Source organism: Acinetobacter lwoffii (assembly GCF_024129115.1).
In the GTDB taxonomy this organism is placed as follows: Bacteria; Pseudomonadota; Gammaproteobacteria; order Pseudomonadales; family Moraxellaceae; genus Acinetobacter; species Acinetobacter lwoffii_T.
In genome coordinates this window covers 22,136-41,876 of sequence record NZ_JAMXXO010000014.1, presented here as the reverse complement: position 1 = coordinate 41,876, position 19,741 = coordinate 22,136, and the positions used below count along the sequence as shown (strand labels likewise).

General features: G+C 45.3%; 13 protein-coding genes, 8 tRNA genes and 1 pseudogene. 7 read left to right on the top strand and 15 right to left on the bottom strand.

The features are described 5' to 3' along the window. Nucleotides 1-6 precede the first annotated feature (6 nt). From yccS to NI470_RS10985, 4 genes are all read left to right on the top strand, one after another. Nucleotides 7-2,181: a YccS family putative transporter gene (gene yccS, locus NI470_RS11000; RefSeq protein WP_253148386.1), complete on the top strand. Its 2,175-nt coding sequence runs from the start codon at nucleotides 7-9 to the stop codon at nucleotides 2,179-2,181. Between the two features lie 85 nt (nucleotides 2,182-2,266). Further along, entirely contained in the window at nucleotides 2,267-2,827 is a 561-nt protein-coding gene (locus NI470_RS10995) for a YcxB family protein (RefSeq protein ID WP_153566570.1), read from the top strand. A gap of 169 nt (nucleotides 2,828-2,996) precedes the next feature. Then, entirely contained in the window at nucleotides 2,997-5,579 is a 2,583-nt protein-coding gene (locus tag NI470_RS10990; protein WP_253148387.1) for a PepSY domain-containing protein, read from the top strand. 98 nt (nucleotides 5,580-5,677) lie between these two features. Further along, complete coding sequence (locus NI470_RS10985; RefSeq protein ID WP_005104046.1) at nucleotides 5,678-6,472, top strand: YdcF family protein; 795 nt, start codon at nucleotides 5,678-5,680, stop codon at nucleotides 6,470-6,472. 25 nt (nucleotides 6,473-6,497) lie between these two features. On the opposite strand, the gene NI470_RS10980 is transcribed toward NI470_RS10985, so the two are convergent. The 11 genes and pseudogenes from NI470_RS10980 to NI470_RS10930 form a co-directional block, all read right to left on the bottom strand. Continuing rightward, nucleotides 6,498-6,959, bottom strand: a complete 462-nt coding sequence (locus tag NI470_RS10980; protein ID WP_005104048.1) for a DUF2750 domain-containing protein — start codon at nucleotides 6,957-6,959, stop codon at nucleotides 6,498-6,500. Between the two features lie 72 nt (nucleotides 6,960-7,031). Beyond that, nucleotides 7,032-7,107: transfer RNA gene (locus tag NI470_RS10975), tRNA-Val, on the bottom strand. A gap of 106 nt (nucleotides 7,108-7,213) precedes the next feature. Then, nucleotides 7,214-7,290 (bottom strand) — tRNA-Asp (locus tag NI470_RS10970). Between the two features lie 12 nt (nucleotides 7,291-7,302). After that, a tRNA-Val gene (locus NI470_RS10965) sits at nucleotides 7,303-7,378 on the bottom strand. A 69-nt stretch (nucleotides 7,379-7,447) separates the two neighbouring features. Beyond that, nucleotides 7,448-7,524: transfer RNA gene (locus NI470_RS10960), tRNA-Asp, on the bottom strand. A gap of 14 nt (nucleotides 7,525-7,538) precedes the next feature. Further along, nucleotides 7,539-7,614, bottom strand: a tRNA-Val gene (locus NI470_RS10955). Between the two features lie 21 nt (nucleotides 7,615-7,635). Then, nucleotides 7,636-7,712: transfer RNA gene (locus NI470_RS10950), tRNA-Asp, on the bottom strand. A gap of 48 nt (nucleotides 7,713-7,760) precedes the next feature. Next, nucleotides 7,761-7,837, bottom strand: a tRNA-Asp gene (locus tag NI470_RS10945). Nucleotides 7,838-7,865: 28 nt separating this feature from the next. After that, a tRNA-Val gene (locus NI470_RS10940) sits at nucleotides 7,866-7,941 on the bottom strand. 499 nt (nucleotides 7,942-8,440) lie between these two features. Then, nucleotides 8,441-8,974, bottom strand: a complete 534-nt coding sequence (elsL, locus tag NI470_RS10935) for a cell wall-recycling L,D-carboxypeptidase ElsL (protein ID WP_004280701.1) — start codon at nucleotides 8,972-8,974, stop codon at nucleotides 8,441-8,443. Between the two features lie 125 nt (nucleotides 8,975-9,099). Continuing rightward, nucleotides 9,100-9,453 (bottom strand): annotated as a pseudogene (locus NI470_RS10930) (YbaN family protein); the annotation flags it as partial. 87 nt (nucleotides 9,454-9,540) lie between these two features. Here NI470_RS10930 and NI470_RS10925 point away from each other — a divergent pair. The 3 genes from NI470_RS10925 (at nucleotide 9,541) to dapE (ending at nucleotide 11,939) form a co-directional block, all read left to right on the top strand. Further along, nucleotides 9,541-10,416 (top strand): DUF1853 family protein, encoded by an 876-nt coding sequence (locus NI470_RS10925; RefSeq protein WP_253148388.1) that lies wholly within the window; start codon nucleotides 9,541-9,543, stop codon nucleotides 10,414-10,416. Between the two features lie 112 nt (nucleotides 10,417-10,528). Next, the gene (locus NI470_RS10920) at nucleotides 10,529-10,681 is read left to right on the top strand and encodes an entericidin A/B family lipoprotein (RefSeq protein WP_004280704.1); all 153 of its coding nucleotides are present in this window, start codon (nucleotides 10,529-10,531) and stop codon (nucleotides 10,679-10,681) included. A gap of 121 nt (nucleotides 10,682-10,802) precedes the next feature. Beyond that, nucleotides 10,803-11,939 (top strand): succinyl-diaminopimelate desuccinylase, encoded by a 1,137-nt coding sequence (dapE, locus tag NI470_RS10915; protein WP_253148389.1) that lies wholly within the window; start codon nucleotides 10,803-10,805, stop codon nucleotides 11,937-11,939. A 65-nt stretch (nucleotides 11,940-12,004) separates the two neighbouring features. Here dapE and NI470_RS10910 read toward each other — a convergent pair whose 3' ends face one another. From NI470_RS10910 to NI470_RS10895, 4 genes are all read right to left on the bottom strand, one after another. Further along, a complete protein-coding gene (locus tag NI470_RS10910) occupies nucleotides 12,005-12,463 on the bottom strand; it encodes a hypothetical protein (RefSeq protein WP_044111490.1) in 459 nt (152 codons plus the stop codon). Between the two features lie 3 nt (nucleotides 12,464-12,466). Continuing rightward, on the bottom strand, nucleotides 12,467-16,918 hold the full coding sequence (locus NI470_RS10905) for a hybrid sensor histidine kinase/response regulator (RefSeq protein ID WP_253148390.1): 4,452 nt from the start codon (nucleotides 16,916-16,918) through the stop codon (nucleotides 12,467-12,469). Between the two features lie 167 nt (nucleotides 16,919-17,085). After that, entirely contained in the window at nucleotides 17,086-19,158 is a 2,073-nt protein-coding gene (locus NI470_RS10900; protein ID WP_005106253.1) for a methyl-accepting chemotaxis protein, read from the bottom strand. Nucleotides 19,159-19,204: 46 nt separating this feature from the next. Next, nucleotides 19,205-19,741 (bottom strand): chemotaxis protein CheW, encoded by a 537-nt coding sequence (locus NI470_RS10895; RefSeq protein WP_004280709.1) that lies wholly within the window; start codon nucleotides 19,739-19,741, stop codon nucleotides 19,205-19,207.

The following is a 19,741-nucleotide window of genomic DNA, read 5'->3' as shown; positions in this document are numbered from 1 at the left end:
CGACCTTTGAAATCTTGGCTCACTCGTCTCAAGCAAACCACCTATAACACGACCTTGATGTATAACCTGCGCATGATGACGGCATTTGCAGGTACCGCCTTTGTTCCCTATTTTATGGGACAACAATTGATGACGATCCCATTGACTTTAGGGGTGGTCGCAGCTGGTTTAAGCGATATTGATGACCGCTTTTCGGTGCGGATTTTAAATCTGCTCTACACCTACATTGGCTTCTTTATTACGGCAGTAGGCGTATATCTGCTTTTTCCTTATCCCTTGCTGTTTGCCTTGGCCTTAATTGTGTCCTGTATTGCCCTGATTTTGCTGGGTTCACTAGGGCGACGCTATGCCACGATTTCCTACGGCTGTCTGGTGATTTCCGTTTATTCCATGCTCGGGGTGGAGCTGTTTGATGAATGGTATAAACAGGCTGGTTTATTGGTCATCGGCGCGATGTGGTACGGTCTGCTGTCGACCATCAGTTTCCTGATTTTCCCTGCCCGACTGGCGCAAGACAAGCTTGCCATTTCCTATTCTGCTCTCGGTGACTTTTTATATGCCAAGTCCAATCTGTTTGATGTGGACATGACCCCGAAAAGCTATCAGCAAAGCATGATTGAACTCTCGCTTGAAAATGGGAAACTGATTGCGATTTTTAATGAGATGAAAACTGCCCTTTTGACTCGCCTGAAAGGTGACCGGGGGCAAAAAGACACCCGTCGCAGCCTGCAATATTATTTTGTCGCGCAGGATATTCATGAACGTGCCGATTCAGCGCATATTGATTATCAGAAACTGGCCAAGATTTTCCAGCATAGCGATATCCTGTTCCGCTTCCAGCGCATTATGTCAATTCAGGGCAAAGCCTGTAAGGACCTGAGTGAAAGTTTGCTAATGCGCAAACCCTATGTGCATAACCAGCGCTTTAAGCATACCTTTGACAACCTGAGACAGTCTCTGGATAAGTTACGTCAGGAGCAGCAGTATGATCAGGTCTGGATTAGCGCCCTGTTTGCGTTGTTTCAAAACCTGAAATCGATTGATGCCCAGTTACGCAACCTGGAAACCGAGCAAAGTATCAAATCCGAGCGTTTCAAACATATCGAAAACCAGCTCAGAGATGATGACCTGAAAGGCTGGGATGATATCAAGATTCGGATTAAGCAGCATTTGACACCCGAGTCGGTACTGTTCCGGCATGCCATTCGCCTGTCGATTGTGCTGCTGATCAGCTATATCTTCGTACAGGTCAGCAATATTGAATATGGTTACTGGATTTTATTAACGGCACTCTTTGTCAGCCAGCCGAACTTTAACGCCACCAAACGGCGTTTACGTCTGCGTATTGTCGGTACGTTGGTCGGTATTATTCTCGGTTATGCCATTCTGTATTTTGTGCCTTCCATCGAAGGACAATTATTACTTCTGGTATTGAGCGGGATTCTGTTCTTTGAATTACGCAGTAAACAGTATGCACAGGCCACAGCCTTTATTACGATTTTAGCGCTGATCAACTTCAATCTGGATGGTATGGGCTATGCCGCGGCCATCCCGCGTATGATCGACACCTTGATTGGCTGTGCGATTGCCTGGTTCGGCGTCAGCTTTATTTTCCCGGACTGGAAGTTCCGGCGTTTGCCTCGAAGTATCAAACGCAGCTTGCAAGCAGAAGCGGATTATTTGAGCGAAGTGATCGAGCAGTATAAGTCAGGACGTAATAACGGCCTGAAATATCGGATTGTGCGCCGTGCTGCTCATAATACCGATGCCGAGGTAGCCTCACTGATTTCGACATTGGCCACTGAACCGGATATTGATCCGGTACAAAAATCGCTAGCCTTTGAGTTCCTTTGTCTGAACCATACTTTTATCAGTTATATTGCTGCACTGGGCGCACACCGGGAAAAAATTGAAGATCAGGACATTCTGAATTTACTGGACAAAGCTCTCGAGAACATTCGTGGTGCATTGTTACGAGATGAAATGCCCGATTTAAGTGCGCAAAATATGATTCCCCATATTCGACAGCGCTTGGCTCAAGATCAGGAGCAAGATCAGAAATCCCTGATCATTTTGCAGCAGCTGTCTTTAATGTTCAGCATTTTAAAGCAGTTGAGTCAACTGAAACAAAGTTTGAGTCATGAGCGTGATGAACAGGCAACTGAATTAGGTTCATTATAATTTGGCTGATTTTGGAACAATATACTCACTGAATTGGTACAATTAGTGCTAAACTTTTTACAGTTTAAAATCTGCTAATTTCACTATGACCGCGAAAAATTTATACGCTTATACCCTCCAGCCTGTGAACTATGAAATTTCAGAAGCCGAGCAGCGTCATGCTCAGCTGGTGATCTGGCGTAGTACCAATAAAATTGGCATGAAAGCATGGCTGATCATGGGTGCTGTTGTTGCACTTTCTATTCTGGGCATTCTGCTCCTGAAGAACTATTCTACCGTGTTCTGCTGGGTGGCCATTATCTGTGTAGTGTTGTATTACCTGATCCGTACCTTTGGTCTGGAATGGTATGTTAAACGCAAGATGAATGAATTTCCGGTACAGGAAATCAAGGGTGTTCGCCTGGGCGTACAACCACATGGCATCGTGATGCGCCAGAAAATGGGCATGCAAGAAGGTGTTGGCGCGATTAGCTGGAAAGACATCTATGAATGGTACAACACACCAGAATTCATGTTGGTCAATTTCAAAGTAAAAGGCCAGCAAGGTGCGTATATCCTGCCGAAACGTCTGGACAGCAAAAACTTCTCTTTCGCCACGATTCGCAAGCATCTGGAAGCCGAAGTCGGCGCAGCAAAACAAATCTAAACTGTTCTTTTTTCAGTGAAAAACCTCCTGCCCCGGCATGGAGGTTTTTTTAATCTTAAAATAATAAATGATAATGAGAATAAATATTATCCTCAACACCTATAATTCGGGCTTAAACTTCAGTTATAATTTTGCCACTTTTATAGATCTCACCCTTAATCTGACGACCATGTTTAAAAAGACATTTTTCCAAATCCACTGGTTTCTGGGGATTACAGCAGGTTTAATCCTCTCGATAATGGGGGTCACTGGCGCAATCTATTCCTATGAACAACAAATATTAAAATGGATGAATAGCGACAGTTATACGGTTCAGGTTCAGCAACGTGACAAACTCACGCCTTCCGAGCTGTATCAGCACTTTAACCGTACTGCGCCTGACATGAAGATCAACAGTATTACCGTGGCACAAGATCCAAGTGCTTCGAGTACCGTGAATGTCGCTAAAGAAGGCGCACGGCGTGGTCAGAACATCATGATCAACCCGTATACGGCTGAAGTCTTGCCAGAGATTAAGGGTCGGGAATTTTTCCAGTTTGTTCAGCAACTGCATCGTAATTTGACGGTTGGTCCAGTAGGTAAACAGATTACCGGTGCCTGTACCCTGATGCTGATCTTTTTTGTCTTGTCAGGTCTATACCTGCGCTGGCCGAAACGTCATTCGATCAAGCAATGGTTCTTTGTAAAACCTCAGCTGAAAGGCCGTAATTTTATCTGGGATCTGCACGCTGTTGTGGGAACCTGGGTGGTGATTTTTTACCTGATTTTAGCCTGTACCGGCCTGTACTGGTCTTATGACTGGTGGCGCAATGGCATGTTTAAGGTACTGGGTGTAGAGCGTCCGCAACCGGAAATGCAGGCCAATGCCGGCAATAACCGTGGTGAAGGACATCCAGGCGGCGAACGTGGCCCACGTGCTGAAGGTGAAGCACGCGAAGGTCTCAGCCCTGAAACTACTGTCCGTGCACTAGACCAGAGCTGGATTGGCTTTAACACTGAATTTTCAGATAAGTATTCTACCGTAACGTTTAACCTTCCAAAAAAACCGGATGGCGAAATGCAGCTGAGCTTTGTGGATCCGATCGCTCAACATGAGCGTGCACGAAACAGTGCTACTTATAATTACCAGACAGCTGAATTTACCGAAGTCGAGCTGTATGAAGATAAAAAGCTCAATGAAAAGATCATGAGCAGCATGTTACCGGTGCATCGTGGCAGCTTCTTCGGCCCGATCTATCAGTTCCTTGTCATGGTCGCAGCCTTGTTGATGCCATTGTTCTTTGTGACAGGTTGGATGCTCTATCTGAAACGTCGCAAACAAAAACGCTTAACGCTGGAAGCACGTCAGGGTGCGACTGCAGTGAACGTCGATGAAAATGCCAAACCGTGGCTCATTGCTTATGCCTCACAAACAGGGGTTTCTGAGCAACTGGCTTGGCGTACAGCAACTGCCCTACAGGAAGCACGCCAACCGGTAACCGTCAAGCCGGTACAGCAACTGACGCTTGCCGATTTACAGCAAACCGAACAGGTATTATTTGTTGCCAGTACTTATGGCACAGGTGAAGCGCCGGATCTGGCTTCTTCTTTTGAGAAAAAAATCCTGTCTGCTCAAGCTGATCTCAGTCATTTAAGTTATGCTGTATTGGCCTTAGGTTCTCAGGAATATCCAGACAGCTATTGCAGTTTTGGTCACCGTATTGATCAGTGGTTAAAACAGAATGGTGCCCAGCAGCTATTCAATACAATTGAAGTCGACAATGCCAACAACGAGCATATCCAGCAATGGAATACTGCACTGGCACAAGTCACTCGACTTGAGCTACAAGCGATGAGTATCGATAAGACCTTTGATCACTGGAACCTGAGTAAACGTGAAGTCCTCAATCCAGGTAGTCTGGGTGCGCCTGCCTTCAATATCGAACTGACCCCTGAACATGAAGCCATCTGGCAAGCAGGTGATATTGCCGAGGTTCAACCAGGGAATAGCCAAGAACGTATTCATGCATTTATGCAAAAGCACCAGATTGCAGCGGGTACAGAGGTCCCATCTCTGCATCAAAGCATTGAACAGGCACTCTGGGATCGTGATCTGACTCAAGCTGAACCTTTTGATTCTCTGGATCAGCTCCTCACGCAATTACCGGCTTTGGCAACACGTGAATACTCGATTGCCAGCATTCCAAGCCAGCAGGTTTTGCGTCTGGTGGTACGTCAGCAAACCGACACGAATGGTAATCTCGGTCTGGGTTCCGGCTGGTTGACTCAACATTCAGCGCTTAATGCACCCATTGCACTGCGTATTCGCAGCAATGAGTCTTTCCACCTGATTGATGACAACCGCCCGATTATCTGTATTGGTAATGGTACCGGGATTGCGGGATTATTAAGTCTGCTCAGTGCGCGTAACCGTCAGGACTATAGCCAGAACTGGCTAATCTTTGGTGAACGTCAGCGTGAACATGACTTCTTCTTTGAAGAAACCATTCAGGCCTGGCTGCAAATGGGAACCCTGAAACGTCTCGATCTTGCATTCTCGCGCGACCAGCAGGAAAAAGTCTATGTACACCATAAACTGCGTGAACAGGCTGAAGAACTAAAAGCCTGGATTGCACAAGGTGCGGTGATTTATGTTTGTGGTAGCATCAATGGTATGGCCAGCGATGTGGATCAGGCCCTGACCGAGATTCTCGGTGAAACAATGCTAGATCAATTACGTCTGGATGGACGTTATCGCCGTGATGTATATTAAGATAACCTGATATGCTAAAAACCGGGCTCAATGGCCCGGTTTTTATTGAAGATACAAAAGCAATAATAAGAATATGAATAAGAAAAAAGGAACTCTGGATGCTCAATCAACTTAAACGAAGTCTTAGCCTGATCTTTGGCTTGATTCTATGTCTCAATAGCGTCTGGTTACTGAGCCAAGGTCAGAGGCATTTTGCTATTGCCTTGTCTACCTTCATTGGGGTGGCATTCATCCTGTATGCCTTGTTTTTTTCATCTATTCAGCGCTGGAAACAGAATTCCCGATTCAGAACCTTGTTCTGGAACAGTCTCTGGGGCGGATTTCTATTCTGGATCATCAGTGTCGCTGCTTTCTTCGCTTATATCCAGATGTCAATCAACCCGACTGTTCCGGCACGACCTGCTGCAGCGATTTTAGTATTAGGTAGTGGTATTAATCAGGGTCAGCCCTCACCCATCTTAAAAAATCGTCTGGATACCGCAGCAAAATATGCAGAACGATATCCGAAGACTTTAATCATTATGACCGGTGGACGAAATTTCTGGGAGAGACAGAGCGAAGCTGAAGTCATGCAAAGTTATATCCATACGAACTATCCGCAGCTCAACAACCCCATTAGCCTAGAAGATCAAAGCAGGAGTACCCAACAGAACCTGCAATATTCTCAGGCAATATTAAAACAGCAACATATTGATCGAAATGAGCCAATTGCGATTGTCACCAGCGATTTTCACAGCCCTCGTGCTCGCGCCATTGCCAGACATCAGGGTTATCAACAAGTCATCAGCCTGAGTGCCAGCACACCCCAGAATGTTCGCTATAATTCCTGGTTACGCGAATATTTTGCTTTGATTAGTGGCTGGCTACTGAATGAATATTCATTGTTCCAATAAACAAGCTGTTTTAAAAACAATAAATTTAATTTAAACGGATCTGCCTAGGCAAAGGCATATCCGGATTTTTAAACAGTTCAGGTTTTTGCACATAAATCTGATACAGATAATTTTTAATATCGAGTAATAATTTTTCCGGTGCCACCAGAATATTCTGTCCTTCCGGGGTCAGATCAAGCGAAACAATGGTACTTTCCTGACGTAAAAAGGGAATGACTTTCTCTACAAAATCCTTAAGACCAATTTCCTGAATCTCGTAATTTGCCCAATTGTCTTTAATCAGCAGTCGAGCCAGACCTTTACTTTGCCAGCAGGCAAATGCGCGTTGTCCGGTAGGCGTGGCACATAAGGCCCAGCCATCTTGGTAGAGTGCAAAAATGCCAGCATTGGCAACAATGGCTTCAATATATTGCTTATAAAGCTGTTGAGGATCGAAAGCAGTTTTTTGGGATTTGGTCGCGGCTTTGCGCTGATAGGGATTTCTCATAATCGTGAAATCTTAATATTATTATAATAGAATCAGATTCTAAGGAATAAATCGAGTTGAAGCAAGAAGATATGGTGGGCGCTGACGGGATCGAACCGCCGACATTCTGCTTGTAAGGCAGACGCTCTACCAACTGAGCTAAGCGCCCTGAGAAAAACAACAACGTTGTTTTAAATGACGCAAGACCAACAAGGAATGTAGTCTTGGTATCTTGAAAACTCAGATCTCAGGAATCCAAGCTTTTCATCTTAAGATGGCGCAGCGGACGGGGCTCGAACCCGCGACCCCCGGCGTGACAGGCCGGTATTCTAACCAACTGAACTACCGCTGCATCGTAAGAATCTGGTGGGCGCTGACGGGATCGAACCGCCGACATTCTGCTTGTAAGGCAGACGCTCTACCAACTGAGCTAAGCGCCCTGATAAAGAGTGTCAATCTTTAGTTTATTAAATTCAGGCTCAGGGACCTCAATTTAATTTCTTTTGAAATGGCGCAGCGGACGGGGCTCGAACCCGCGACCCCCGGCGTGACAGGCCGGTATTCTAACCAACTGAACTACCGCTGCATCGCAAAAGAATCTGGTGGGCGCTGACGGGATCGAACCGCCGACATTCTGCTTGTAAGGCAGACGCTCTACCAACTGAGCTAAGCGCCCTCAAAAGGTCTATCGTATAAATGGCGCAGCGGACGGGGCTCGAACCCGCGACCCTCGGCGTGACAGGCCGATATTCTAACCAACTGAACTACCGCTGCATTTACACAATGTCGCTATTGTGGCAAACGAAAATCAAGATCTTAAAGTGGCGCAGCGGACGGGGCTCGAACCCGCGACCCCCGGCGTGACAGGCCGGTATTCTAACCAACTGAACTACCGCTGCAACTATAAGGTCTCAACATGAAAGAGCTTGGTGGGCGCTGACGGGATCGAACCGCCGACATTCTGCTTGTAAGGCAGACGCTCTACCAACTGAGCTAAGCGCCCTTTCTAAACGTCTATCATCGTTTGATGGGTGCATTATAGAGAATCTGCACAGCCTGTCAAACGCTTTTCGGAATGTTTTCCACTTTTTAGGTGTGAGTGATTAAAAAATAGGTTGTTTGTTAAAAAAAACAACACTTTTTGTTTATTTTTTAAGTCCCTACCGAAATTTTTTAATTTTCAAAATGAAAATTGAAGCGAAATTTTGTGTTTTACCCTGCGAAGTTTCAGTCTAACCACACGACATATTGCAATTCTGATTAAGGATTATACAAAGCTTTAAAATACTCGACGTTGTGTTCATGTAATCTTGCAACTGTCATTTATTTTTAAGTGGGAAATAGCGATAAATTTAAGCTTTAGAGGATGATTCAACCTGTTCTATGCCATGAAAATAGGATCTGGATCAGATTAATCAATCTTTTCTCCTGTCTCCATCAAGATCAAGCAGATTCAGCCCATAAAAACAAAATCATTTTCACATGATCTTAAAATCTAACTTTTATTCGCTTTTCGAAACATTTAGTTTTTCCAGATCTAATGTCTGTTCTGAGATATAAACCAGTGCATCTTCACTGATCAGGTCAAATAATTCAGCGACCTCCGGATTACGCATACGAATACAGCCGTGCGACAGCGGCTCTCCCATCTTTTCGGTTTCTGGGGTGCCATGAATATAGATATAACGCTGATAGGTATCGCAGCCCTCCCCTTGATTAAAACCTGCCTCAAGGCCACTCAGCCATAAAATGCGCGTCAGGATCCAGTCACGCTGCGGAAATTCTGCTGCCAATTGGGGATTATAAATTTCACCCGTCACCTGACGTGCGACAAATACACTATTTAAGGGAGCATTCTGACCAAACTTTTCAGCGACTTTGTGCCATCCACGAGGAGTCTGGCCACTATTTTCAGTTTCGCCAATGCCATTTTTGCCACTGGAAATCAGATATTGCTTGTTTAGACGGGGCAGATACAGTTTTTGTTGGGCAAGATCAATCAGGATATCGGCTTGATCCAGATGCAAGGTACTCATGACTTGTTATTCTCAGACTCTATTTTGTTTGGTTTTATAGGGTTTAATTTACTATCTACAGATTGCGGAGTTTGTAGATCTGTCTTTTCTGGATCGACTGTATTTTGCTGAATAATGATCTGATTCGGTTCAGGGCGTCGCCATAACCAGATCGCGACGATCAGCATCGTAATATTGGTAAAGGCTTTTACGGCCAAGGGTGCCGTGGTAAACAGCATGATGATCCCGCTGATCAGCATCATGATACTGGCCAGCCATTTGGCCTTACGCGGTACAGTACCATGTACGCGCCAATCTCTTAAGGTCGGGCCATATTTGGGATGATTCAATAACCAGTCATCCATTTGCGGCCAGCCCTTGGATGCCGCCCAGGCCGCCAGAATCAAAAAGACCGTTGTTGGCATACCCGGCAGGATTGCACCGATAAAGCCCAGGATCACAAACAGCACCACCAGACTTCGCCAAAACAACACTTTCATATATCAACCCTAGCCGCAGAATTCAGGTAGTATAAAGCGTTTTCCGATACTGTCCGTTGTATTTCTGCACTTTTCACAGGTTGTACTATGCCCTTTTCCAGTTTAAACCAAAATCTTGTAGAAGCATGGCAACGTTATCAACATCCTTTGGTGCGGCAACTGGCATTTGCTATTGGCAGTCCGAATATCCTGTCCCATGTTCCAGATGAACTTGAGCTCATACATCTTTTTGAGTTGCATTACAGCCAGACCTGGCAGCAACATCTTGACCATTATCATCCACGCTTGGAGTTTCTCGATCAGCATCCAGAAGAATTAATCAAATTTGTGCAGCAACTGAAAAGCACACGTTTGGGGCTGCGCTTTGAAATGCTGGTCTGGTTCTGGTTGCTCGATGATGTTTACCATCCCTATCGGTTGCTTGGTCATAGTCTGCAAAAAATTGAGGGTGCCAAGACCTTGGGTGAGCTGGATTTTCTGTTATTAAATACCGATACAGGACAGATTGAACATTGGGAAGTAGCACTGAAATATTATCTGGCCGAAGCCGATTTTAGCCTGCCGCATTGGTATGGCCTGAACCGCACCGATACTTTAATCAGAAAAATGAAGCATTTCACGCAAAAACAATTCCAGTTTGATGAGGCTTTGCAGCATCCCATTCAAAAACGTTTTTGCGTCCTCAAGGGACAGCTGTATTTGCCTACACATCATGCCGATCAGCCAATTCCCTCATGGATTAATATAGAACGGCGTCTGGGTTTATGGGGACAGTATATTCCTGCTGCACAGCACGGTTTTTATCGTCTGCAACGACATGAATGGATTTATCCGCAAGCCCGGCCGAGCAGTTCAGCTGCGATCTGGTGGACGGATGGACTTTATAAAAAACTCGATAGCAATGACTTTTATATGTATCGCAATCCGGTGCTGATCCAGCATCCATCGCATAAGCCCCTATAAAGCATTACATTTATTAACCGAAGCACTATGAAAACCACATATTTTTTAGGGCGTATATTTTCTACTCTAAGTCCCACATCATAATAATTTTATTATTGATTATACGGAGATGATGATGAAAAAAATTCTTGCTGCTTCATTAATGATGGCTTTTGTATTGACTGGCTGTAACACCGTAAAAGGCATGGGCAAAGATGTGTCTAAGGCTGGCGATGCGGTAACCAATACTGCTGAAAAAACCTCTGACGAAATCCGTCAAAACTAGTTTTTTCCTAAACGCTCACAGAACCCTATCCCAGATAGGGTTTTTTTATATCAGTCGTTCACATTCAAGCCTATATTCGCCTATTATAGAACCGAAAAAATTATCGACTGTTGAATACCGTATGAGCTCTTCCGCTACCCTCGATTTAAGCCTGCAACTATTACGTCAGCCTTCTGTCACACCGATTGATCATGACTGCCAGAACATCATGGCTGAACGCTTAAAGAAGATTGGTTTCAAGATTGAATCCATGCGCTTTGAAGATGTAGATAATATCTGGGCACGCAAAGGCACAGAAGGTCCGGTCTTCTGTTTCGCTGGCCATACCGATGTCGTGCCAACAGGGAATCTGGATGCCTGGAACTCAGATCCTTTTTTACCAGAAATCCGTGAAGGCAAACTTTATGGTCGTGGCAGTGCCGACATGAAGACGGCTTTGGCAGCCATGGTAGTTGCAACAGAACGTTTTGTTGAAAAATATCCGAATCACAAAGGTTCGATTGCCTACCTGATTACTTCAGATGAAGAAGGTCCATCGATTAACGGCACGGTGAAAGTGATTGAAACACTGGAAGCGCGTAATGAGAAAATTACCTGGTGTCTGGTCGGTGAACCGTCAAGTACTAATAAACTGGGCGATATAGTCAAAAATGGCCGTCGTGGTTCATTAAATGCCAACCTTACAGTCAAAGGCAAACAGGGTCATGTGGCTTATCCGCATCTGGCCGTGAATCCGATTCATACCGCTTCTAAAGCCATTGCTGAACTGTGCGACACAGTCTGGGATCATGGCAACGAATATTTCCCGGCGACGACCTTCCAGATTTCCAATATCAATTCGGGTACAGGCGCAACCAATGTTGTTCCCGGCACCATGAACCTATTGTGCAACTGGCGTTATTCAACTGAAGTGACCGCCGAAGAACTCAAAGTACGTACTTTAGAAATTCTGGATCGTCATGGTGTGGACTATGACATTTCTTGGACTTTATCTGGCCTGCCTTTCCTGACCCCGGTCGGTGACCTGGTAAATGCAGCTAAAACCGCCATTCTGAATGTGACGGGGACTGAAACTGAACTATCGACTTCGGGCGGTACCTCAGATGGCCGCTTTATTGCCCCTACCGGCGCACAGGTACTGGAACTTGGCGTATCGAATGCCACGATTCATCAGATCAATGAACATGTCGATATTGCAGACTTAGAGCCATTGGCTGAAATCTATGAGCAGATTCTCGTGAATTTACTCGCCAATTAAGTAAATTCATAACGCAATAAAAAAGGAACTCCATGGAGTTCCTTTTTTATATTTTATAGCCTGGATTACAGCCCGATTGTAGCCTGAATATTGGTCATATTCGGAATATGGAACAGCTGTTCGTTCATGCGCACATATTGAAAGATGGCAGGATCATTCACCGGCTGATCGACATCGACCACTTCGGAAATACGAATCCGGATGGTTTTCGGCATTTCATTACACATCAGGGCAAAGCGCTGAGTAATTTCATCCCCCTCAATCACCAGTGCCACCCCATTTTGACGTGACGGATCATTCACTGCATAGACCGGTAACTGTGCCTCATGCCATTCTACAGTTTTGACCTGAGTATTGCTATCCAGTGCTGACAATACAATGTTTTGTGGCAATAGCATCGGATCTTTGCCATGACAGTCAATAATATAGGCATCAATAAATCCGGTCGATACCGTAATCAGATGCTGAAGTTCCTGCTGGCTAATCTGATCAGCCATTTTATTGCTTGAATTGGTCTGACTCATATATTACCTCTGTTTTTCAGCAATCAGTTGCTGGATATTGGCCAACAGTTCCGCTTCCTGGAACGGTTTACCCATATAGTGCGTTACGCCCAAGCTGAATGCACGTTCACGATGCTTCTCACCGGTACGTGAGGTAATCATGATAATCGGCAAGTCACGGTGAATATCATGGTGACGAACCAGATTGGTCACTTCGAAACCGTCCATGCGCGGCATTTCGATATCCAGCAACATCAGATCCGGTCTGACGTTTTCAAGCTGCTCGATCGCATCTACGCCATCTTTGGCAGTGACAATATCATAGCCTTGACGTTCAAGCAGACGCGACGTCACTTTACGTACAGTCACCGAGTCATCGACAATCATCACCAGACGACGTGCATTTGAATTACGCGAACCATCACGCTGATCATTCAGCTGTTTGACACGCTGTGTCGCCTGAATCTGGCGGGCAACATTCTGTCCATCGAGAATCAGACAGACCTGACCATCACCCAGAATCGTGGCACCGGCCACTACCCCGACGTTGGCAAACTGCTGTCCAATCGATTTTACTACAATCTGCGCTCGTGAACCGACCAGCTGATCGACCAGCAAGGCAATGGTTTGACCACTATTACCTTTAATCAACAGCACCGGCAATGAATGACCAACATTATTCAGACGTGGAATCGGCTGGTTGCCAACAAACTCAGACAGATAACGCAGCTTATAGTTTGCGCCATCGATCTTGAAATAGTCATCTTTACTGTTGAAATAGCTTTCCAATGTGGTCGGTGCAATACGCACGATTCGGTCAATCTGCGCCAGAGAAATCGCATATTGCTGATCGCCCACTTTCACCATCAAGGCATCGCTGACCGCTACGGTCGTCGGTACGCGAATCGTAAAGACCGTACCCTTGCCCAGTTCCGAGCTCACTGACACATGGCCGCCCAGTGATTTGATCTCGCTTTGTACCACATCCAGACCGACACCACGACCAGAAATCTGGGTCACTGCTTTCGCGGTACTGAAACCAGGATGGAAGATAAATTGCAGGATTTCTTCCTGATCAATGACTTGATCCGCTTTGATTAGATCCAGACTCAGCGCTTTTTCACGAATCTTCTCTGCATCAATCCCCTTACCATCATCACTAAAGGATACAATTACATCGGTTCCCTGGCGGCTGATGTTCAAGACAATCGAACCCACTTCCGGCTTGTTCAGTGCGATACGATCTGCCGTATCTTCCAGGCCATGGTCAATCGCATTACGCAGCATATGCTCAAATGGTGTGACCAGACGCTCGAGAATATTACGATCCAGTTCACCTTCGGTATTCTGTACGATCAGTTCTGCAGGACGGTTCAAGGTGGTCGAGGTTTGACGCACGATACGCTGTAAACGCGGCAACATCCGATCAAATGGAACCAGACGGGTACGCATCAGGCTTTCCTGAATCTCGGCCTGAATACGGGATTGTTGCAATAACAGACCTTCAGTTTCGCGAATCTTGTCGGCCAGTGTACTCTTGAAGTCGACCAAATCTGATGCAGATTCTGCCAGTGATTTAGACAGCTGGTTGAGCGACGAATACTGGTCCATTTCCAGCGGGTCAAAGTCAGCATAGCGCGAGTTCTCTGAACCGTGTTTGGCAATAATCTGTGATTCCAGCTCGCCTTCCATTCGACGTAACTGATCGGCAAGACGTTTGATCGCCAATTCCATCTCGTTCAGGGTATTGCCTAGCTGACCCAGGTCCATCTCGATACGCGAACGGTTAATCGAGTTCTCACCGGACAGGTCAATCATCTTCTCGACCAGATCAGCAGAGATACGGATCATCTCGTTATTACTATCGCTGGTACCGCTATTCGCCCATTCACCCATCATCTGTGGCGGTTCAGTACCATCACCTTCAACAAAGCCGAAGTCGGTGCTGACTACAAGATTATCTGTTTTCGCCAGACGCTCAGGCAACTGTGCAGTAACGTCCACATAAGCAATCTTTTTCAGACTACTGTGCAGCGGCTCAAAACCGCTATAGTCGCGTTGGAAAATCGCCTGTCTCAACCAGACCAGCGTTTTCTGCAGTAAGCCATCATAGGCATTTGAGTTAAATTGATAGACCGCAAACTGTTCGAAAGTCGTTTCCAGCTCATAGGCAATACTGGCCACTTCTTCAACATCTACCATACGTGCGCCACCCTTGATACTGTGGGCGGCACGCTGTAATTGCAGCAATAAACTACGGTCACTACGCTGATCAAACCATTGATTGAGGAGCTTCTCGGCATTCGCCAGAATCTCTTCGGATTCTTCCAGGAAAGACTCTTCAACAATGGATTTCAGTTCGTCTTCTTCAGAACGTTCTACTGGTGTGTCTTCAATAGCCTCAGAAGACTCAGAGATTTCCAGTAATTCTTCAGCTTCTGCCAAATCAGTTGCAGGCTGTTCAGTCGTTGCTAACTCTTCAAGTTGCGGTTCACGAATTGATGTCGCTTCGACCTCTGCAACTTCAACTACAGTATTCGCGCTCTCCACAGCAGCAACAGCTTGTCCAGACACCAGCACCTGAATATTTTGCAGAATCGCAATCGCTTCTGGTGCAGGATAATCAATGCCGTCTTCCCGAATAGATTGAATACGATCGGAAATGTTGTCCTGAACCAGACGAATAATCTGGATTAAAGCAGGTGTCACGGCAATTTGCTGACGGATCACCCGCTCATAAATACTTTCTAGTTCATGCGCAATCAAACCGATATGCGATGCTGCGATCATGTTTGCACCACCTTTTAAGGTATGCAAATGACGCATCAGATTATTCAGCGAGGTTGTATCGTCCTGTTTTTTGCTCCAGGTATTCAGATCTTCATCAATGCCTGCGAGCAGTTCATCCGCTTCTTCCAGGAAGATACTTAATAATTCTTCATCAAAATAACGGTTGGTTTCAGCACTTTGCTGCTGTTGACGATCTGCAGCGATGCGTTGACTCAAACCAGCAAAATCGACACTGCCTGTCGCGACAGTTTCAGCCACTTGTGTGGCCTCTGAGCTTAGCTCAATATTCTGATTACTAGTATCTTCAGCAAATATCTCGAGATCCTGCTGCACAAATGCAGACAGTTCACTGAGTATTTTTTGAATCTCATCATTCAGAATGACGCGCTGTCCTGCGGCCAAGGTATCAAATAAATGAATAAATTCCTGATGCGCCTGTGCGAACAGTTCATAAGCATAATCGCTGTTTAGCAGCACTGGCTTTTCAAGCAGCGCATCATAAGCCAATTTCAGGTCGGCAGTGAATTCATGAATGCCTTGCGCTGCCCGGCTTTCTGTATGTGCCAGCAATTCTGCAGCCTGCTGGCTGAGTGCCTGAATATATTCCGGATAATCGACTTGGGCGCGTTTATCAAATTCAAACTCGGCATCCAATAACAGATCAATATCCAGCTCAACCAGTTTAGACACCAAACCTTGCGTCTGAATGCTATTGGTTTCAGTAACTGCAAAGCCATAATCATTCCAGACACGCTCAAAGGTGGCATATACCGCATCCAGTTTTGCAGTATTGCCCTGACGTAGCAAATGCAGATAGTCACTGACAAACTCAGCATACTGAATCAGTAAAGCGGTTTCTTTTGAAGTGGAGACAATTTCATCTTGTAGCAAGGTTTTGAACAGATGCTCTACTTTAGAACTGGCTTCAAAAATCTGGTCAATCTGCGCCATCGATGAACTGCCGCGCAAGGTATGAATCGCACGAATCAACGCATTATAATCTTGTGATTTTTCATCTTCAGTACGAAGGAAGGTGGCTATCGTTTCCAGATGCTCTTCTGCTTCTTCAATAAAGATCGCCACAGTTTCTTCGATATCGCTGCGAACCGGTAATTCTACTGGAGCTACTGTTAGCTCAGCTTCACTTGGCTCATTGTCTGCAAGCTCAAGACCTGTCATCTGACCTTCAGCAGTCAAATGATCTGCCAATGCTAATAATTCTTCTAGCGCAGGTTCAGGCGAAATTTGTTGTTGTAATTGTTGTCCCAACAGCACCATTGGACGCAGATCGAGATCCAATTGCTGTACATGTTTGAATTTTGGATATAAAGCATATTGATAGACATTCAGTACCGCTTGGGCAAATTTCTGTACCGTCGGTGTTAGCTGAATCGAACCGGACAAAACCCGGTTTAAGGTATCTTCAACCGCCCAAGCCATTTCCCCTGCCGATTTTGCCCCGACCATGCGGCCTGAACCTTTCAGGGTATGAAAATGGCGGCGAATGGTCTTCAGATTTTCTTGATGATCTGGATTAGTCAACCATTCTGGAAATAAAGCATTTAACTCAACGAAGATCTCTTCGATTTCCTCAACAAAAATTTCAAGAATTTCTGCATCTTGGTCAAGATAACTATCTTCAGGAAGCGTTGTCGTTTCAACTAAATTTTTTAATATTTCTTTCATAGCTCATGCTTCTTACGTTATGCCGCCAAGAAGGGCGCTCAAACTTAATTGTGACCGTCACGCGATACCTAACGTTTGAAGTTAAGTACATCTTGTCGAGGCTTTATCTGTATTTTTTGAATGTGTCTCAACCGCGGTCAAGACACATTTCCCCCTCATGTCTGACTTTATTCTGGTAGTTTAAAGTCAGATACAGATTCACGTAATGCATCGGCCATGTTTGCCAGTTCAGATACCGAACGTGCTGTATCGAAGGTTGCACTGGTGGTTTGCGAGGTAATTTCCTGTACGACATTCATCGTGGTCGCAATATGACCTGCAGATGCTGACTGCAGTTTCGCAGCATCAGAAATGTTCGCAATCAGTTTCGCAAGGTTGTTCGATACTGTTTGAATCTCATCTAGTGCTACACCGGCATCTTTAGACAAGTTCGCACCACGTACAACTTCCGATGTAGTTTGTTCCATCGAAATAACGGCTTCGTTCGTATCCGTTTGAATGGTTTTTACCAGGCCTTCAATCTGCTTCGTTGCAGAAGCTGAACGTTCCGCAAGACGCTGTACTTCATCGGCTACGACCGCGAAACCACGACCTGCTTCACCGGCCATCGATGCCTGAATTGCTGCGTTTAATGCCAGGATGTTCGTCTGGTCAGCAATATCGTTAATCAAGGCTACGATGTTACCAATTTCCTGAGAAGATTCACCCAAACGTTTAATACGTTTTGAAGTTTCCTGAATCTGTTCACGAATCGTGTCCATACCCTCAATCGAGCGATGTACGACATCCGCACCGTTTGCAGCAATTTGTACTGAACGCTCTGCTACCACCGCTGATTCATCGGCGTTGGCAGATACCTGGTCAATCGACAGTGCCATTTCGTTAATCGCTGCAGAAGCACCAGCAATTTCTTGTGCCTGATGCTCAGATGCTTCAGCTAACTGGTTGGTAATGCTTTGTGTAGTTGCAGTATATTGCGCAACTTCTTGTGAAGTTTCAGTAATACGCGATACCAGGTCACGTAACTGGTCAATCGCAAAGTTAATCGAGTCGGCAATTGCACCAGTAAAGTCTTCAGATACTGTTGCATATGAACGCAAGTCACCGTCTGCAAGATCGGCGATCTCATCCAGTAAACGTAAAATCGCATTCTGGTTACGGTCATATTCTTCTTGTAAACGGCCTACACGCTGCTTATCCGACAAGCCACGCAGAGAAAGTAACTTGAATACACACAGCAAGAAACCGACTAATAATGCGATCAGAAGGACTGCCGGAACAACCGTTTTAAGACCTGAGTTACCCGATAATTTATTCAGGTTGTCCAAAAGCACATCAGATTGAGAAAAAATAGATGCGGCTGCCTGACGAACTTTTACGATCTGTGTAGAGTTTTTCAGAATAATCGCTGATGCAGATTCCAGTACGTCATCATATTCAGCCTTGATGCCTTCCAGAGATTCACGCAGGGTTGGATCAGCAATACGCTGTACACCCAGTTCAGCAGAACCATTTAACTGTGCATTCAGATAAGAACCAAAAGTTTCGGTATCGGCACTGAAGTCATCCGCAGATTCACGTGAACCATCATTACCTGTCAGTACCAAACTGATTGAACGTAAGATACGTTCTGCAATGAATACCTGGTTTTTGGCAATAACCACCTGGTTCGATGGCATATCTTGACGTGCCATCTGGTCGACCATCAAGTTATATTCCGCCTGAATCCCCGGAATCGCTTCACCAATCGCGATGTTGGTGTCGTATAACTGGTTAATAATCTTTTGTTGCGAGGTAATCAGATCAATACTGCTGGATACCTCTGTCCACTGTTTATCAACAGCTTGCAAAGCATCATTGTTAGAGTGAATACTTTTAACTGTCTCAAGGTTTTCAGCAAAAGCTTTTTGCGAATCAGTCAGGTTCTTCATGGCCTCAGGCGTACCCGAAGCTGTCGCTTCAGTCGCTTGGCGCGAAATCGTTTGCGAGAGGAGACGCAAATCACCCAGACTTTGAGTGAGTTCATTGGTACGTGGAACACTATAAAAAAGATACAATAAAGTGATCAGTGCGGCTAAAAGACAGCCTGCTGCTCCATAGATCAGCGGTTTTGATTTCTCACTATCACCGAAGACACGTGATAACTGATCTACTTGCGTTTGAATCTTAGCTAAAAAAGCATTACCGCCTTTGCGGCCAGTGCTCTCACCTGTATTTTTCTTTTTAAGTTTAAAGCCCATGCAGCCTCTCCCCGGTTGACGCCTTGCTTACTTTCGAGCGCGACATTTAATTTATAAATTTTATAGATGCGTTCATAAATTTTGGATTTTGCAACAGACGACTGAATAAAAACACATGCCACTGCTGGTTGTGCTGATGGAAAAACCCCTGACAATATTCTTGTAAGTTTTTATCCAATTCAGATTTCTTCGAAAAGAAACTTTTCTTATTGAAATGTTGTATACCCAAAACTTGATCTACGACCAAACCCACATACTGGTCATTATGGTTGATACATAATACTTTTTGAGTCGGTGAAAATTGACTGCTTTGCCCTGATACGTACTGCGTCAGATCAGAAACCGATAACAGTCTTCCCCGGATATTCGCCAGACCCAACACCCATGCTTGCGTCTTGGGTACCGGCGTATATTCTGGGGGATAAATCACTTCTGATACTTCCCCCAGCGGGGCAACAAAATATTGCCCCATCATCTCAAAAGCAATGCCCGACCATCGGTTAACTTCATTGCCATTGGAAACGTAGTTTTTATTCCCCCGTTTCGCAATGCGAAGCAATTCGATAAATCCATTTGCTGCCAT